Source organism: Planktotalea frisia, assembly GCF_001890925.1.
GTDB classification, from domain to species: domain Bacteria; phylum Pseudomonadota; class Alphaproteobacteria; order Rhodobacterales; family Rhodobacteraceae; genus Planktotalea; species Planktotalea frisia.
Genome location: NZ_MLCB01000115.1, coordinates 1 through 15,432, shown reverse-complemented (window position 1 = coordinate 15,432; position 15,432 = coordinate 1). Strand labels below are relative to the sequence as shown.

The window sequence follows — 15,432 nt, the reverse complement described above, 5'->3', positions numbered from 1 at the left end:
GAAAGTTTGTTTGGAAAGATGAAGGCAGGGTTTTCATGAGTAAAGTCGCATTGGTCACAGGTGCTTCGCGCGGGCTCGGTTTCGCGATGGCAGAGGCGCTGGCGAGCAGTCATCATATCGTCGCAGTCGCACGCACCACTGGCGCGCTTGAAGATCTCGATGATCGCATACAAGCAGCTGGCGGTCAGGCCACGCTGGCCCCAATGGATATCACCAACGAGGGCGCAATGGCGCAGCTATGTCGCTCCATTTATGATCGTTGGGGTAGTATTGATCTTTGGGTTCACGCAGCGGTTCATGCGGCCCCCCTCACGCCAGCACCACACATGGACGCGAAGGATTGGGCAAAATCCATGTCTATCAATGCGACGAGTATGGGAACTTTGGTTCCTTATATCGCTCCGTTGTTGGGAGATAAGGGAACAGCCGTATTTTTTGATGATCAAACGGTTGGTGAAAAATTTCATGGTTCTTACGCCGCATCCAAGGCAGCACAGATTTCACTGGCGCGTTCCTGGGCCATTGAAACACAAACCAGCGGCCCAAAAGTTCTGATCGAAACGCCCCCTGCGATGTCCACGGCAACGCGTGCACGTTTCCATCCGGGTGAGGATCGCGCAGCTTTGGCGCATCCGCGTGATGTGGCCGCGTTGCTTGTCGCGAAATTGCAAGAAGCCTAAAGGCTTTACGCATCCTGTCCCCTCCACTAAGGGTTTTTCTAAGCGAGCAAAGGGGCAGATATGCGTATTCTCATCACCAATGACGACGGCATCTATGCACCAGGATTGGCCGTGTTGGAAAAGATTGCCAACGAGCTGGCAGGCGCGGATGGTGAGGTTTGGATCGTTGCACCTGCGTTCGAGCAATCCGGCGTTGGGCATTGCATCAGTTATACGCATCCCATGATGGTTTCTAAAATGGGTGAGCGGCGCTATGCCACCGAAGGATCGCCCGCCGATTGTGTGCTTGTAGGCCTGCATGACGTCATGAAGCACGCGCGTCCTGACCTGATTTTATCTGGTGTGAACCGTGGCAACAATTCAGCCGAAAATACGCTTTACTCAGGCACAATCGGTGCTGCGATTGAAGGCGCTCTGCAAGGCGTGACTTCGATTGCTTTGTCGCAATATTATGGCGTCGAGAACGCCTCGCTCGATGATCCTTTCGAGGCGGCTGGCGCGCATGGCGCAGATGTTGTGCGCCGTATTTTGGCACAAGTAGATGATGAAAATAGCGACTATCAGTTGCTCTTCAATGTGAATTTTCCCCCCGTACCTGCGGATGCTGTGAAAGGTGTCAAAGTGGCGCGACAAGGTCGCCGCAGGGATGTGTATTTCGGCGTCGAGCCGCATTTGTCCCCGTCTGGCAAGCGTTTCTTGTGGATCAAAGGCGGAGATCAACGTGTGCGGCCGAGTGAAGGCACCGACGCTGCCGTAAACCTAGACGGCTATATTTCTGTGACCCCCATGCGTGCAGATTTGACTGCAGATGATGTGATGGAGCGCTTTGAAGCGACCTTATGACTGACGCCTCAACCCTTATGCAATTCCTCTTTGCGTTGCGCTCTAAAGGCGTGACGGATGCTAGGGTTTTGACTGCGATGGAAAAAGTCGATCGCGCAGCCTTCATTCGCGGTCTATTTGCCGAGCGTGCCTATGAGGATATGCCGCTCCCCATCCCGTGTGGACAAACGATTAGTCAGCCATCAGTCGTTGGATTGATGACGCAAGCTTTGCGCGCTGGTCCTCGTGATACTGTACTAGAAATTGGGACCGGATCTGGCTATCAGGCAGCCGTCTTGAGCCACGTTGCGCGGCGTGTCTACACCGTCGATCGTCACAAACGTTTGGTGACTGAAGCGCGAGAAGTGTTTGACCAACTTGGCCTGACAAATATCACCGCATTCACTGCGGACGGCAGTCACGGCCTGCCGGATCAAGCCCCCTTTGATCGCATTTTGGTAACAGCCGCCGCAGAAGATCCACCGGGTCCGCTGCTCGCACAGCTTAAAGTTGGTGGCGTCATGGTCTTGCCAGTCGGGCAATCGGACGCTGTCCAAAGCTTGATCCGTGTCACACGCGACGAGCGCGGGTTTGAATATGACGAGTTGCGCCCTGTGCGCTTTGTTCCGCTCATCGAGGGGCTGGGACGCGACGGATAAATCTGTTATAAGAATATTAATTTCAGGACGCAGCGGCCAACGCAGCGCATGTGAGGATATCGAGATGACGATTTTTGCAAGCAAAACACCTATGCGCGCAATGCTGTGTGGCACAACGCTTTTGGCTCTAAGTGCTTGTGCAGACGGGTTTGATTTGGACCTGCGCGGCTCGACTGGCAACAAATTTGACACCACAACTGCGGCGATTAATGCGACGCAAGATCGCCCCCGCCCTGACGAGCGCGGTGTGATCACTTATCCCAACTATCAAGTGGCTGTCGCACAGCGCGGCGACACCGTTGCAAGCGTGGCTCAGCGGATTGGTGCTGATGTAACAGATCTTGCGCGTTACAATGGTCTTTCGCCTGAAACGCAGCTGCGACAGGACGAAGTCCTCGCGTTGCGTAATCCCGTGTCAAACCTACCGACGGCTACTTCTGGTGGCGCGACAAGCACACCGGGTGCGGTCGATATAACGGCCCTTGCACAAGGCGCTATTGATAGCACACCTGTGAGTACAAGCGCCCTGCCCGCAGCATCACCTGCAGGTCCAGAACCAGTGCGTCACCGCGTTGCACGTGGAGAGACTGCGTTTACGATTGCGCGTTTGTATAATGTTTCCGTGCGCTCGCTCGCTGATTGGAACGGCCTTGGCAAAGAGCTCTCCGTACGCGAAGGGCAGTACTTGTTAATCCCTGTTGCACAAGGCACCGCTGAACCGGCACCAACGCCATTGGCAGCGACGACCAATCCGGGTGCTGGTTCACCAACACCGACACCGCCCTCGGCAGTGAAGCCTTTGCCGCAAGAAACACCAGTCGTGGCCGCGGCACCCGTCGTCGCGCCCCCGGCCCCAGTGTTGGAAAAGCCGACAAAAGTTGCGAGTGAAGGTCGTATGGCGTTCCCTGTACAAGGTCCGATCATTCGCGAATATGCAAAAGGTAAGAACGATGGAATTGGCATTGGCGCAAGCGCTGGCACGTCCGTCAAATCCGCCGCCGCCGGTACAGTCGCCGCGATTACCGAGAACACCGACAATCTACCGATTATCGTTGTGAAGCATCCCGATAACTTGCTGACCGTTTACGCCAATGTGGACAATCTGAAGGTGAAAAAGGGCGATACTGTTTCGCGTGGTCAGCAACTTGCCTCCGTGCGCGCGGGGAGCTCAGACTTCTTGCATTTTGAGGTGCGTGAAGGCTTTGATAGCGTCGACCCGCTGCCCTATCTTCAGTAATGCGATTTTTCTAGAAAAATCAGGTGTTCAAATTTTCTAGAAAATTTGTGCGCTCAAAGGGTATGGCCGTGACGTCCTGCAAGATCGCAGAAGAATTGCCACGCGACACGTCCAGAGCGTGATCCGCGTGTCGCTTGCCACTCGATCGCGTCTGCGCGCAAAACTTCCGGATCTACTTTCAGACCCGCAGCAGCACAGTAGCCATCAATCATCGCCAAATAGTCGTCCTGATCACATGGATGAAAGCCAAGCCACAGACCGAAACGATCCGAAAGAGAAACCTTCTCTTCAACCGCCTCACCGGGATTGATCGCGTTTGAACGTTCATTCTCGATCATATCGCGTGGCATCAAATGTCGACGATTGGATGTTGCGTACAGCAACACATTCTCTGGACGCCCCTCAATGCCGCCATCCAGAACTGCTTTAAGCGATTTATAATGTTGGTCATCATGGCTGAATGAGAGATCATCGCAATACAGCAAAAACCGTTCTGACGCTTCCCTGAGCAAAGCCAACAAGCGCCCCACGCTTGGCAGATCTTCGCGTTGTAATTCAACAATCTTGAGCGATGCACCTTCGCGCAAAAGCTCTGCATGGATCGCTTTGACCAGCGATGACTTGCCCATGCCGCGTGATCCCCAGAGCAACGCATTGTTCGCCGGAAACCCGTTCGCGAACTGACGTGTATTTAGCAAAAGCGTATCGCGCGCGCGATTGATGCCAACCAACAGGTCTAGCGCGACATGATTGACCTTTGCGACAGGCACCAGAGCGTCCGGTCCTGTCTGCCAAACAAACGCATCCGCAGCAGCAAAATCAGGCGCAGTAAGTGGCGCTGGGGCGAGGCGCTCCAGCGCAGCGGCGATCCGTTCTAACGGCTCGCTCACTTCTTGTCCTCAGCATCAGCCTCATCGAACTCTTTGGCGAGCTCATCATCGAACTCTTCTTCCTCATCGTCGTAATAGCCGTCTTCGCGCAATTTCTCTTCGCGCTTACCTTCAACACGGCGCACGAGCAAAATCGAAATTTCGTAAAGACCGTAAACGACCGTGAACAAGATCAGCTGCGTGATGACATCTGGCGGTGTCACAAGGGCGGCGAGCAGCAAAATGCCAACCATTGCGTATTTGCGGACAGCACCGAGACCTTCGGCGCTGACCAAGCCTGCTTTGCCCATAAGGGTCAAAAGCACAGGCAATTGAAAGCACATGCCAAAGGCGATGATGAATTTCAGTGTGATATCAAGACTCTCGTTCACCTTACCAAAAAAGGTAATGCGCACGCCGTCGCTATCAACGGGCGGCTCCGTGAGCAAACCGCCAGTGGGTGGCAAGCCATCACTTGGCACGTTCGCCACCGTGGCCAACAGGCCGGTAAAGATCGAACTAACGTCCGCGAAGCCCAGAAAGAAGTTCATCGCAAGGGGCGTCACCACGAATTGCGCGAAACCAGCGCCGAGGAAGAACATCAAGGGCGACGCGATCAAGAACGGCAAAAACGCGTTTTGCTCTTTCTTGTAAAGACCGGGGGCCACAAAGCGCCAAAGTTGGTAAGCAATTACCGGAAAGGCGAGGATAAAGCCGAACACCATAGAAATGCGGAACAAGGTGAACAAATATTCCTGCGGCGAGGTGTATTGCAATGTCGGGTTTGGATCGCCCAAATCGCGCAGTGTATTTTCGATCGGTGCAAGCAAGAACTCGAGGATCGGTTCCGCGACAATGAACGCGAGGACAATGCCAACAATAAACGCGATAACTGCACGGATCAGCCGTGTGCGCAGCTCCGCAAGGTGTTCAATCAGCGGGGCGGAACTGTCTTCGACATCGTCTGCGTTACTCATGCGGTATCCTTGTCCGCTTTCGCAGCGGTCTTCTTAGCAGCGGGTTTCTTCGCTGCTGTCTTCTTGGCTGGTGCCTTTTGGGCGGTTGTCTTTTGCGCTGGTGCTTTTTTCGCAGCAGGCTTTTTAGCGGCGGGCTTCTTGGCTGCAGGCTTTTTCGCCGGAGCCTTCGCTACAGCGTCACCCGCCTCTTCTGCTTTCGCAGCAGCGGCGCGTTCTGCTTGCTTGGCCAAACGTTCTTCGGCTTTACGCGCGGACATTTCGTGGATCTTGCGCGCGTCTTCCGCACGCTCCGCCGAAAGTTTGCCCGTCTCTGTGTCCAGATCGAACTTTTTGAACTCTTTGGTCGCGTCGTTCAAATCATCCAGCCCCAAGTTCTTGGAACTGGCCATGTCTTTAAAGCTCGACGTTGCCTCTTTCATACCGCTTTCATCCGCGGCCTGATCCATTGCCCGAGAAAACTCGCGCGCCATGCCCTTTGCTTTGCCGACAAACTGCCCAACTTTGCGGAACAGCATTGGCAAATCTTTAGGCCCAATGACGATCAGCGCGACAACGCCGATCACCAGAAGCTCCGTCCAGCCGAGATCCAACATGGGGGCTTAGACCTTGTCTTTCTCTTCAGGTGTGACGTCTTTCGCCACCTCTGCCGCGTCTTCTTCGAGCTCTTTCGTGCCCTCGTTCACACCCTTTTTGAAGGATGTAATGCCTTTACCAACTTCGCCCATGAGCGAGCTGATTTTGCCACGGCCAAATAGCACGAGAACCACGACAGCGATAAGAAGAAGGCCGGGAAGGCCGATGTTATTGAGCATGAGAAATCTCCCTTAGATCTTATAGTGAACACAGCTCTTGTGTTCGCGTTCTAGACGTATCTATTGCCTTGCGCCCTTCGTTAAAAGGGACAAACGCGCAATTGGCGTGCAAAACTTTGATGTTGTGAGAGAAATTAAGCAGTTTTGTTGCTTATGCCGGAAAAACAAAGCAACGATCGCGCCGAATTGTCAGCCAAAGCGGCGTTCCGGGCTTGGGCAAGAATACATTGGGAACGGTCGCATGGATGACGCTTTGATCATCCATTTCGAACTCCACCAGGCTTTCCGCCCCCATGAAACGTGAGCGCTGAACCACACCGCGCGCAGCCGTGCCATCGCGCGCCGTCGGCAATGGACCTTTGCCACCACGATCAAAGTCAATCCCAACGTGTTGCGGGCGAAAGACAATATCGACTTCGGCCCCATCCGCAACACCGGGCGCGAGGAACTGACCAAAGGGTGTTTGTGCCAAGGCCCCATTGCAGATCGTGCGTATCACATTGATATCACTGAAAAACCCGACAGCTTCGAGGTCCGCAGGAGAATTGTAAATATTATAAGGCGCGCCGCGCTGCACGATTTTGCCATCGCGCATCAGAGCGATTTCATCAGCCATGCGCATCGCTTCTTCGGGCTCATGGGTGACAAGCAGAACGGCTGTGCCCTCTTCCTTGAGCAAGGCCAATGTCTCGTCTCGGATACCATCGCGCAAACGATTGTCGAGGCCAGAGAATGGCTCATCCATCAACATAATCTTTGGTCGCGGCGCCAACGCGCGCGCAAGCGCAACGCGCTGTTGTTCACCACCAGAAAGCTGATGAGGATAAGCGTCAATCAAGCGCATCAGGCCGACTTTCGCCAAAAGCTCTTCCACGCGGGATAATTTTTCCGCGCGCGTCCCTTTCAAGCCAAAAGCCACATTGTCCGCGACGTTCATATGGGGAAACAACGCGAAATCCTGAAACATCAGCCCGATGCCGCGTTGCTCGGCGGGAACGGTGAAAGCGCCGTCACAAATGAGAGTGCCATCGACCCAGATCTCACCGCTGTCTTGCATATCGACGCCCGCGATCATGCGCAAAGTCGTCGATTTTCCGCAACCCGACGGCCCAAGCAGACACATGACCTGCCCCGACTTGATACTCAGGCTTACGTCATCGACAACACACGCTCCTCCAAAGAGGCGCGTTAGATTGCGAATCTCCAAGCGCGGCGCTGTGCCTTGCATATTCAGCCCTTAGATTTGATCACAGTTCGGCATTCTTGATTAAATCGATCAAGAATAAAGATGTCCTACCAGCCTCAAACCGTTGGTTCAACCCGCCGCGCGCCCGCCAAAACCGCGACAAATCCGACAATTAGAACCACGACGCAAATCGCCAAAAGCTGCTCGTATTTATGCCCTTGCGGCAAAAGCGCCGTCGCCCAAGTGGAAGCACGCGCAAAATAGAGGACCGCTCCGATGAATGCCGTGCCAAACGCAGTCAGATAGGACCAAAGCGCGATTTGACGCCCCATAACAAGGCCAACAATCAAAACAGGCGTAAGGAACATTGACGCCGTGCCACTCACCGCGACCGCGTCAAACAAAGTTGCATTACCCCAAAGCGTTAAAGCTGCCCCTGCGAGCATGAAAAAGACCATGACAATGCGTCCGCCATTCAGGCTGCGCGGCGCGATGCCAAGCTCTTCGACGCACAGGCGCGACGCTGATGACAGCGCCGAATCAAGTGTACTGAGCGCGGAGACCAACAGTGAAATCAGCAGTGCACCAAAGATCCAAGCAGGGAACATGCCCGCCCATGTGCCGATGAGTTCGCCCTCGTACTCTGCGCCCACTAGGCTTGCTTGGATGCCGAACATACCGAATGCGATGATGCAAAGCGAGGACAGCCAGAACGCATGGAGGAATGAGCGTTTCGTGGTCTTTTCATCCGCCAAAAACCCGCGATCCATCATTACTGGATCGTGCACAGGGTATGAGAAAACTTGTAACGCTGCGACCGCCATAAGGACCCAGCCGTTGTAGCTACCAGCAGTACCTTGAGCGGTTAGAACAGCGCCCAATTCAAAGCCGGGACTGACGAGCATGGCGATGAATGCAACGACGAAAACCACAAGGAATACAGACATTTGCAACACATCTGTGCGCAAAGCAGCGCTGAGACCACCCCAAGCTGAATAGGCAAGTCCCAAGAGCGCGACGAGCAAGATGGATAGCTCTTTGGCCAGCGCCATTTCGGGTAGAACGGCAGAAAAAATCAGGCCGACAACGATGAGATTGGCGAAAACTTCGGACAACAGCCGCAAAGCGATAACCAAATTGTAACAACTCGTGCCCAATGTGCCAAAACGCGTGTTCAACCAGTCTTGCACCGACCCTGCCCCGCCCGCGCGCAACCGCGCGACGACGAAACCGCCAGTCAGAAAGGATCCGTAATACGCCGCATAAGCCAGCGTGCCTACCATGCCGTAAAAGTAGCCAAGAATCGCCGCGTTCATCAAAGAACGTGCGAAAATCCATGTTGTGACTTGGCTCAACACCAATGTCAGCAAACTTGGCGCTTGGCCCGTTGATGTTTGCCCCCCAAAGAACCCTTCTACAGAAACGCGGCGTGGCGCGACCAAAAGGCTCGCAAGAACGATACCCGCGAAAATCGCGACGATGAGGGTGGCAGTCATGAGTAGTTTTCCTAACGCATAGATTTGACGGCCCTGCTGCCAGATGATGGGCGATGTGCATAGCCCTCACGTGAAGATGTGACAAAGATGTGAGTGATTCTAGACAGCGCCAAACACGCCAAGCCATCACCGAATGCGCAGTTCGGACGTCGAATCAGGCGTTAACCCAAAGGTAACCTTCATCAGTCAAACCTTAATCTGATTGATCAAAAGGTGTCTTCTCGCTCATGCTTCGCACTATTTTTGTAATACTTCGCGCTTTGGCATGCTTTTTATGTCTGTTCACACTCATGGCCTGCGACAATAGCCCAGAGCAGGAAGAAGCCATTCCATTGATCGATCAAATACAAGGTTCACCAACACCCGAACAACTGATCGTGCTGGAAGAAAACACCACGCTAGTGTCTGGCATAGGTACGCCAAACGCAGATGGGACATTTCCAGAATCGCTTACGACCATCTTTAAGGGCAGCTTCAAAAACCCAGAGGGGCATGGTTACGCGTTGGAGCTCGGCCAAGATGACACGGCCTTTAGCGCCTACGCAGGTCTCTTGCCAAGTCCGGATCCGAGCCCTTTGCCGATGCAAGGAATAGCTGCAATGCATGGCAATTACAGTGTGATCGAAGTCGGCAAATCAGACGGCGAACGCCGTGATTTTGGCGAGCCGGAAACGACCACAGGCCGCATCACCCTGCGCGCAAATTTCACATTCAAGACCTTGCAAGGAAGCGATGATTTTCTCACGGTTGATGGAGAATTCAACGGGAACGCTGTTACAGGGGATGTGTTTTTCAACATGCGCCCTGCGACTTTGGTCGGCAGTCTGGGCAGCGATCACGCCGTCGGGGTGTTTCATGGCACCGATGACGTGACCGCTTATATTGGAGGCTTTCTGGTCGAGCGTTAGAAGGTTGCGTTCACACCACCGCCATCATGCAAAATGTTCTGGCCGACGATGAAACCTGCATGTGTTGAGCACAAAAATGCACACATCGCGCCAAATTCCTCCGCTGTGCCATAGCGCCCTGCCGGGATTGTCTTGCACCGATCGATCTTGGCCTGCTCAGAGGTGATCCCTTGCGCTTTGGAAACACCGGCATCAAGTGATACTGCGCGATCCGTTGCATGAATGCCGGGCAGTAAATTGTTGATGTTCACGCCGGATCCCGCCACTTGACGCGATGTTCCTGCGACGTAGCCGGTCAAACCAGCGCGGGCAGAATTGGACAGACCAAGCACACCAATCGGTGCCTTCACAGATTGCGATGTGATGTTCACGACACGCCCCCAACCGCGATCCATCATTGAAGGCACCAGCGCTTTGATCATCGCAATCGGTGCCAGCATGTTTGCGTCCAGCGCTTTTATGAAATCTTCACGTTCCCAATCATGCCACATGCCGGGAGGCGGTCCGCCTGCGTTGTTTACAAGGATATCAACCTCGCCCGCTGCTTTCAAAACCTTCGCACGTCCCTCGTCGGTGGTAATGTCAGCGGCAACGGCCACAACATTCACGCCGTATTTCGTGCGAATATGCTCAGCGGTAGCTTCCAAAGCCTCTGCACCGCGTGCGTTGAGCACCAAATCACATCCCGCCTCTGCCAGTGCTTCTGCGCAACCGCGACCGAGCCCTTTGCTCGAGGCGCACACAACCGCGCGGCGTCCTTTAATTCCAAGATCCATGGTATTTCCTATCATTTCTATGCAAGCCGTACTGAATTTACGTTCAAAGGCCGCAGTAAGGACTGTAAACCGCCGTATTTTCATGACAAGACGACGTCTAAGAATTTAGTTAGACGAGTGTTTTGAATGATTGCAAGCCGCAACTCTGGCATCTCCCTTGCACAAAGCATCCCTGTGTATCGCGCAGAGGATTTTTTGGTCGTGGATGGCGCCAATATTGACGACACGCTCAGCTTCGCTGCTGAGGTGATGCTTGATGATGTGTATGAGCTGAACGCCGTTGCTGAGCACAAACGCCTCTCCTTGCATGCTCGGACTGATGGCACCTATGTAATCGCGCAGGATACCCAAGTGGGCGCACCAAGTGCGCGGGTGATTGTCGACAGTTGTTTGACGGTTATGACCACCGACAGTTCTACCTTAGAGATGCTGCTTCTAGTCGAGCTTGATCCAGAGGATCATGTGGCCAACGTGCACGTGCTCCCTCTCGCGCCGCTGGTCTCGATCGGGCACTACCGTTTGGTCGGGATTGAGCTGGAAAATGCAGCCCGTAAACTTGCGCAAGTGGCCTGCGTTTCGTTCTCTCGTGGCACCAATATCACAATGAGCTCTGGCGCGCAGCGCCCAATTGAAGAGCTGCAAGTGGGGGACAAAGTCTTGACCCGCGATGACGGTGGACAAGTGATCCGCTGGATTGGTCAGCACACCGTACGCGCAATCGGTGATTTCGCTCCAATCGTGATCAAAGCGGGCACTTTGAACAACACCAATGACCTTATGCTCAGCCCCGATCACCGTCTTTTCATTTACCAACGTCGCGACGCTTTGGGCGCTGGCCGCTCTGAAGTGCTCGTCAAGGCGCGCCACTTGATCAATGGTGAGACCGTCACGCAGCAAGACGGCGGGTTCATCGACTATTTCCAGCTGCTTTTTGATCAACACGAGATCATTTACGCCGAAGGTATCGCCGCCGAAACTTTACTCGTAGACACACGCACGCGCCCAGCTTTGAAAGATTCAGTGAGCGAGGATGTGTTGCAAGAACTCAGCGGTCATTCTGGCTGGTTGCATGAAGAATTCGAAGTCGGTTCGGAACTGCTTGGACCAGATGCTGCTGATAAACTGCGCAAAGCGTCTAAGCGCTGATCCGAATTTTCTAGAAAATTCGCAGCCCCGTTGCATAGGTTCACGCCCAAGCATATAGCGATGAATATGTTAGACAGTGCCACAAACCGCCCAGAACTCCCTGCCGAGATTGCCCGCCGTCGGACCTTTGCGATTATCTCGCATCCTGACGCGGGGAAGACGACGCTGACGGAAAAATTCCTCCTCTTTGGTGGCGCGATTCAAATGGCGGGCCAAGTGCGCGCCAAGGGCGAAGCGCGGCGCACGCGCTCTGACTTTATGCAGATGGAAAAAGACCGCGGCATCTCGGTTTCCGCATCCGCGATGTCCTTTGATTTCAAACACTTCCGCTACAATCTCGTGGATACGCCCGGTCACTCTGATTTTTCCGAAGACACCTACCGCACGCTCACAGCCGTTGACGCGGCTGTCATGGTGATTGACGGTGCAAAGGGTGTGGAGAGCCAGACTCAAAAACTATTTGAGGTCTGCCGCATGCGCGACCTGCCAATCTTGACCTTTTGTAACAAAATGGACCGCGAAAGCCGCGATACGTTTGATATCATTGATGAAATCCAAGAGAACTTGGCAATTGATGTTTCTCCCGCAAGTTGGCCCATTGGCGTCGGTCCCGATTTTATGGGCTGTTACGACATGCTCAACGACCGTCTTGAATTGATGGATCGCGCGGATCGCAACAAAGTTGCGGACTCGATCGAAATCAACGGACTGGGCGACCCTGCCCTTGCAGAACATGTGCCTGCGCACTTGTTGGAAAAGCTGATCGAAGACGTAGAAATGGCGCGCGAGTTGCTGCCAGCTCTAGATCCGCAATCCGTGCTTGAGGGCCATATGACACCGATCTGGTTCGGCTCTGCGATTAATTCGTTCGGCGTCAAAGAACTGATGGACGGCATCGGCACCTACGGGCCTGAGCCACAGATCCAGCGCGCCTCGCCGCGCGCGATTTCGCCTGAAGAAAAGAAAGTGTCGGGCTTTGTGTTCAAAGTGCAGGCAAACATGGATCCGAAACACCGCGACCGTGTGGCGTTTGTGCGTCTCGCATCTGGCCACTTCAAACGCGGCATGAAACTGACACATGTACGTACAAAAAAGCCGATGGCGATTTCCAATCCTGTGCTTTTCCTAGCCTCGGATCGCGAATTAGCGGAAGAAGGCTGGGCAGGCGATATCATCGGCATCCCAAATCACGGTCAGCTCCGCATCGGCGATACATTGACCGAGGGCGAAGCGCTGCGTGTCACTGGCATCCCCTCTTTCGCGCCAGAACTTTTGCAAGGCGTGCGCGCAGGCGATCCGCTGAAATCAAAACATCTCGAAAAAGCGCTTATGCAGTTTGCCGAGGAAGGCGCGGCAAAAGTCTTCAAACCGACTTTTGGCTCTGGCTATATTGTTGGTGTGGTAGGCGCGCTTCAATTTGAGGTTCTCGCGAGCCGAATCGAGCTGGAATATGGCCTGCCCGTGCGTTTCGACCAAAGCCAATTCACCTCCGCACGTTGGGTTTTGGGTGAAAAGAAAGCTGTTGAAGCCTTTGCCGAGGCAAATAAGCTGCATATCGCAACGGATAATGATGGCGACGTCGTCTACCTGACCCGCTTGCAATGGGACATCGACCGCGTTGCACGCGACTACCCCGATGTCACACTGAGCGCGACAAAGGAAATGATGCTCCAATAGCGCTTGATGGATGCGCGCTCTGCGGGCATCTTGAACACTATGAGCGAGAGTGACCCAGACGCACAAATCTGACCTACGAGGGTGGCTTTCAAGCCGTCATCGAACGTATGCAAGCGCGTCAGAAGCCTCTGAGCTTCGCCATCGCAGAGGCATTGCCGCCGCTCGACACAGACCTGAACGCTCTCAAAACCCGGACCGTAAACGCGCATGAACCAAACGCCATGCCGCGTGCCAAAGATCAGTCGGGTAACACACGTAAGTCACTAGAATTGAACGAAGAGTTCGTGGGCTTGCCTGAGATTTGCAAACTCCACGGCCTACTCATCGCGCATTTGCGCAAGTCGGATCAACCCGCTCACACGATGGCGCTTTTCACCCGCATTTGGGCAGAGCACGCTAATTTCATGTTCGAGCACCTTGATCCGCGCTGGCTCGTCTCTGCGATCACAACATTTGGCGATCATGGCACCACCGAAGTGCAGCGCCGCGTCGGGCAGTCTATGACCGTGCTTTTTGGGGCGATGAAGCTCTATGAATCCGAGCGTCTTTATTCTGGCTTTCCCCCAGAGAGCGAGTTCAAACTCAAACGCCTCGTGCATAGCAAACTGCCGCTCAACATGGATCGCTACGCTTTGGTGTCTGGCGGGCTTGATATCAATATGCTTGGGCGTCTTTGGGTCGATGCGGCCGATGATCCGGTCATCGCGCCCCTCGCCCATCACTTGTTGAACCTCTTGAACGCAGACCCAAGCACAGTGTTTCGCCGCTTTAAAACATTGCGTGGACGTAAATTGCGCCAGCGCGCGCAAAAAGAGGCGAGCGGCGATCCGGACCCCGAGCCTGCTGTCGTTGCGGCACGTGCCAAAACACTGACTTGGGGAACGGTAAGCACGATCAAGGCGAACGCAGAGCAGATCAAACCGTTTATCGAGCATCATCTCAGTCTTGGTGCCGCTCAGATGGATATCTTTCTGGATACGCCTTTGCCGGACTCAGATCTTGCGCAACTGACATGCCCAAAAGTGCGTTTTATCCAGTGTGATGCAGCTTACTGGACCGAGACGGGCAAAACATTGATGGAAAAACATCAACAGCGCCAAGCCTTTAACGCGACGCGTGCGTATCGCGACGCACAGGTTGATTGGCTTGCCCATATTGATCGCGACGAATTTTTGTATGGTGCAGATGACGTTAAACTGACTTTGGCAAGTGCACCCGACGACATCGACGCATTGATCATTCCCCCCGCCGAAGAGATCGCGCAATCTGACGCTGCAGATACTCTTTTGTTCCGGCGCACTTACTTTGATGCGGGCACTGACAAGGCGCTATTGGATCAGCTCTACCCTATCTTCGGTGCCTATTTGCGGTCTGGCTTCATCTCTCACACAGCAGGCAAAACATTCGCACGTACAGGTCTCAAGGATGTGCGCTTTGGGGTGCATTTGCTAAAACGCAGTGGTGTAGAGATCGAGAACGCTAAACGTATTCAGTCGCTTAACCTACTGCACCGTCATGCGCCGGATTGGGAAAGCTTTGCTGCGCATCTTGAGTTTCGCCTGCAAAAGGGCAGCTACCGCGATCGCGGACAATCACGGCTTGGACTAGGGGATATCATCGACCTTTTGCACGAAGAACATGGTTCAGACGGTCCACGCCAGCTATTTGACGAGATTTGCGGATACAGCGCCGATGTTGTTCAGAAACTAGAGCAAAACGGGATGCTGATCCGTGCAAAACTTGGCGTTTTAGATCATGTCTGACCTCAAATGGGGCATCGTCAGCACGATCAAGGCTCCAATGCACGAAGTGTTAGGGTTTGTCGCCTATCACCTGCAACGCGGCGCGCATCGGCTCTATATCTATCTTGATGCACCAGATGACGCGACATTTGCGACGCTCAAGGCACATCCGAAAGTGCGCGTAACCCAAACAAATGATGCTTATTGGTCGAAAAAAGGCGGTCGCCCCAGCAAGCATCAGCCACGTCAGACAATCAATGCCGCTGACGTCTATGCTAAGCGGGTCGAAGTGGATTGGTTAACCCATATCGATCACGATGAATTTCTCGTTTGGGACAGCCCGTTAGAGCAGCAGTTGGCTGCACTATACACAGAGTCCTCGAGCACCCGACTTTTGACGGGTTGACGTCTGACCGTAGAACGATTCAGCTAACCGCATGATCCG

Annotated in this window: 16 protein-coding genes; 9 read left to right on the top strand and 7 right to left on the bottom strand. The window is 54.0% G+C overall.

Annotated elements, in window-relative coordinates:
- Positions 1–35: 35 nt before the first annotated feature.
- The 4 genes from PFRI_RS07770 to PFRI_RS07755 all read left to right on the top strand — a co-directional run bounded on the left by PFRI_RS07770 (position 36) and on the right by PFRI_RS07755 (position 3,398).
- Complete coding sequence (locus PFRI_RS07770; protein WP_072630138.1) at positions 36–680, top strand: SDR family NAD(P)-dependent oxidoreductase; 645 nt, start codon at positions 36–38, stop codon at positions 678–680.
- Between the two features lie 60 nt (positions 681–740).
- Positions 741–1,523, top strand: a complete 783-nt coding sequence (gene surE / locus PFRI_RS07765; RefSeq protein ID WP_072630137.1) for a 5'/3'-nucleotidase SurE — start codon at positions 741–743, stop codon at positions 1,521–1,523.
- Positions 1,520–2,161, top strand: a complete 642-nt coding sequence (locus PFRI_RS07760) for a protein-L-isoaspartate(D-aspartate) O-methyltransferase (protein ID WP_072630136.1) — start codon at positions 1,520–1,522, stop codon at positions 2,159–2,161. The genes surE and PFRI_RS07760 overlap by 4 nt, the downstream gene beginning before the upstream one ends.
- A 64-nt stretch (positions 2,162–2,225) precedes the next feature.
- Complete coding sequence (locus PFRI_RS07755; protein ID WP_072630135.1) at positions 2,226–3,398, top strand: LysM peptidoglycan-binding domain-containing M23 family metallopeptidase; 1,173 nt, start codon at positions 2,226–2,228, stop codon at positions 3,396–3,398.
- 53 nt (positions 3,399–3,451) lie between these two features.
- Here the strand turns inward: PFRI_RS07755 and PFRI_RS07750 are convergent, their stop codons facing one another.
- From PFRI_RS07750 to PFRI_RS07725, 6 genes are all read right to left on the bottom strand, one after another.
- Positions 3,452–4,288, bottom strand: coding sequence for an ATP-binding protein (locus PFRI_RS07750; protein WP_072630134.1), 837 nt, complete (start codon positions 4,286–4,288; stop codon positions 3,452–3,454).
- Positions 4,285–5,244 (bottom strand): twin-arginine translocase subunit TatC, encoded by a 960-nt coding sequence (gene tatC, locus PFRI_RS07745; protein WP_072630133.1) that lies wholly within the window; start codon positions 5,242–5,244, stop codon positions 4,285–4,287. Before tatC ends, PFRI_RS07750 begins: the two co-directional genes overlap by 4 nt.
- Positions 5,241–5,837 carry a Sec-independent protein translocase protein TatB gene (gene tatB / locus PFRI_RS07740; RefSeq protein ID WP_072630132.1) on the bottom strand — a complete coding sequence of 199 codons (597 nt, stop codon included), beginning with the start codon at positions 5,835–5,837 and terminating at the stop codon, positions 5,241–5,243. Before tatB ends, tatC begins: the two co-directional genes overlap by 4 nt.
- Positions 5,838–5,843: 6 nt before the next feature.
- On the bottom strand, positions 5,844–6,056 hold the full coding sequence (locus PFRI_RS07735) for a twin-arginine translocase TatA/TatE family subunit (protein ID WP_072630131.1): 213 nt from the start codon (positions 6,054–6,056) through the stop codon (positions 5,844–5,846).
- Between the two features lie 151 nt (positions 6,057–6,207).
- Positions 6,208–7,284: an ABC transporter ATP-binding protein gene (locus PFRI_RS07730; RefSeq protein ID WP_072630130.1), complete on the bottom strand. Its 1,077-nt coding sequence runs from the start codon at positions 7,282–7,284 to the stop codon at positions 6,208–6,210.
- Between the two features lie 74 nt (positions 7,285–7,358).
- The gene (locus PFRI_RS07725; RefSeq protein WP_072630129.1) at positions 7,359–8,738 is read right to left on the bottom strand and encodes an SLC5/6 family protein; all 1,380 of its coding nucleotides are present in this window, start codon (positions 8,736–8,738) and stop codon (positions 7,359–7,361) included.
- Positions 8,739–8,965: 227 nt separating this feature from the next.
- Between PFRI_RS07725 and PFRI_RS07720 the strand changes: the two genes are divergently transcribed.
- Positions 8,966–9,646 (top strand): hypothetical protein, encoded by a 681-nt coding sequence (locus PFRI_RS07720; protein WP_072630128.1) that lies wholly within the window; start codon positions 8,966–8,968, stop codon positions 9,644–9,646.
- On the opposite strand, the gene PFRI_RS07715 is transcribed toward PFRI_RS07720, so the two are convergent.
- Complete coding sequence (locus tag PFRI_RS07715) at positions 9,643–10,422, bottom strand: SDR family oxidoreductase (protein WP_072630127.1); 780 nt, start codon at positions 10,420–10,422, stop codon at positions 9,643–9,645. The genes PFRI_RS07720 and PFRI_RS07715 overlap by 4 nt on opposite strands.
- A gap of 126 nt (positions 10,423–10,548) precedes the next feature.
- Here PFRI_RS07715 and PFRI_RS07710 point away from each other — a divergent pair, with 126 nt between their 5' ends.
- From PFRI_RS07710 to PFRI_RS07695, 4 genes are all read left to right on the top strand, one after another.
- On the top strand, positions 10,549–11,568 hold the full coding sequence (locus tag PFRI_RS07710; RefSeq protein ID WP_072630126.1) for a Hint domain-containing protein: 1,020 nt from the start codon (positions 10,549–10,551) through the stop codon (positions 11,566–11,568).
- A gap of 66 nt (positions 11,569–11,634) precedes the next feature.
- Positions 11,635–13,245 (top strand): peptide chain release factor 3, encoded by a 1,611-nt coding sequence (locus PFRI_RS07705; protein ID WP_072630166.1) that lies wholly within the window; start codon positions 11,635–11,637, stop codon positions 13,243–13,245.
- A 107-nt stretch (positions 13,246–13,352) separates the two neighbouring features.
- Entirely contained in the window at positions 13,353–15,008 is a 1,656-nt protein-coding gene (locus tag PFRI_RS07700; protein WP_084649642.1) for a glycosyltransferase family protein, read from the top strand.
- Complete coding sequence (locus PFRI_RS07695) at positions 15,001–15,393, top strand: glycosyltransferase family 2 protein (protein ID WP_072630124.1); 393 nt, start codon at positions 15,001–15,003, stop codon at positions 15,391–15,393. Before PFRI_RS07700 ends, PFRI_RS07695 begins: the two co-directional genes overlap by 8 nt.
- Positions 15,394–15,432: the final 39 nt, after the last annotated feature.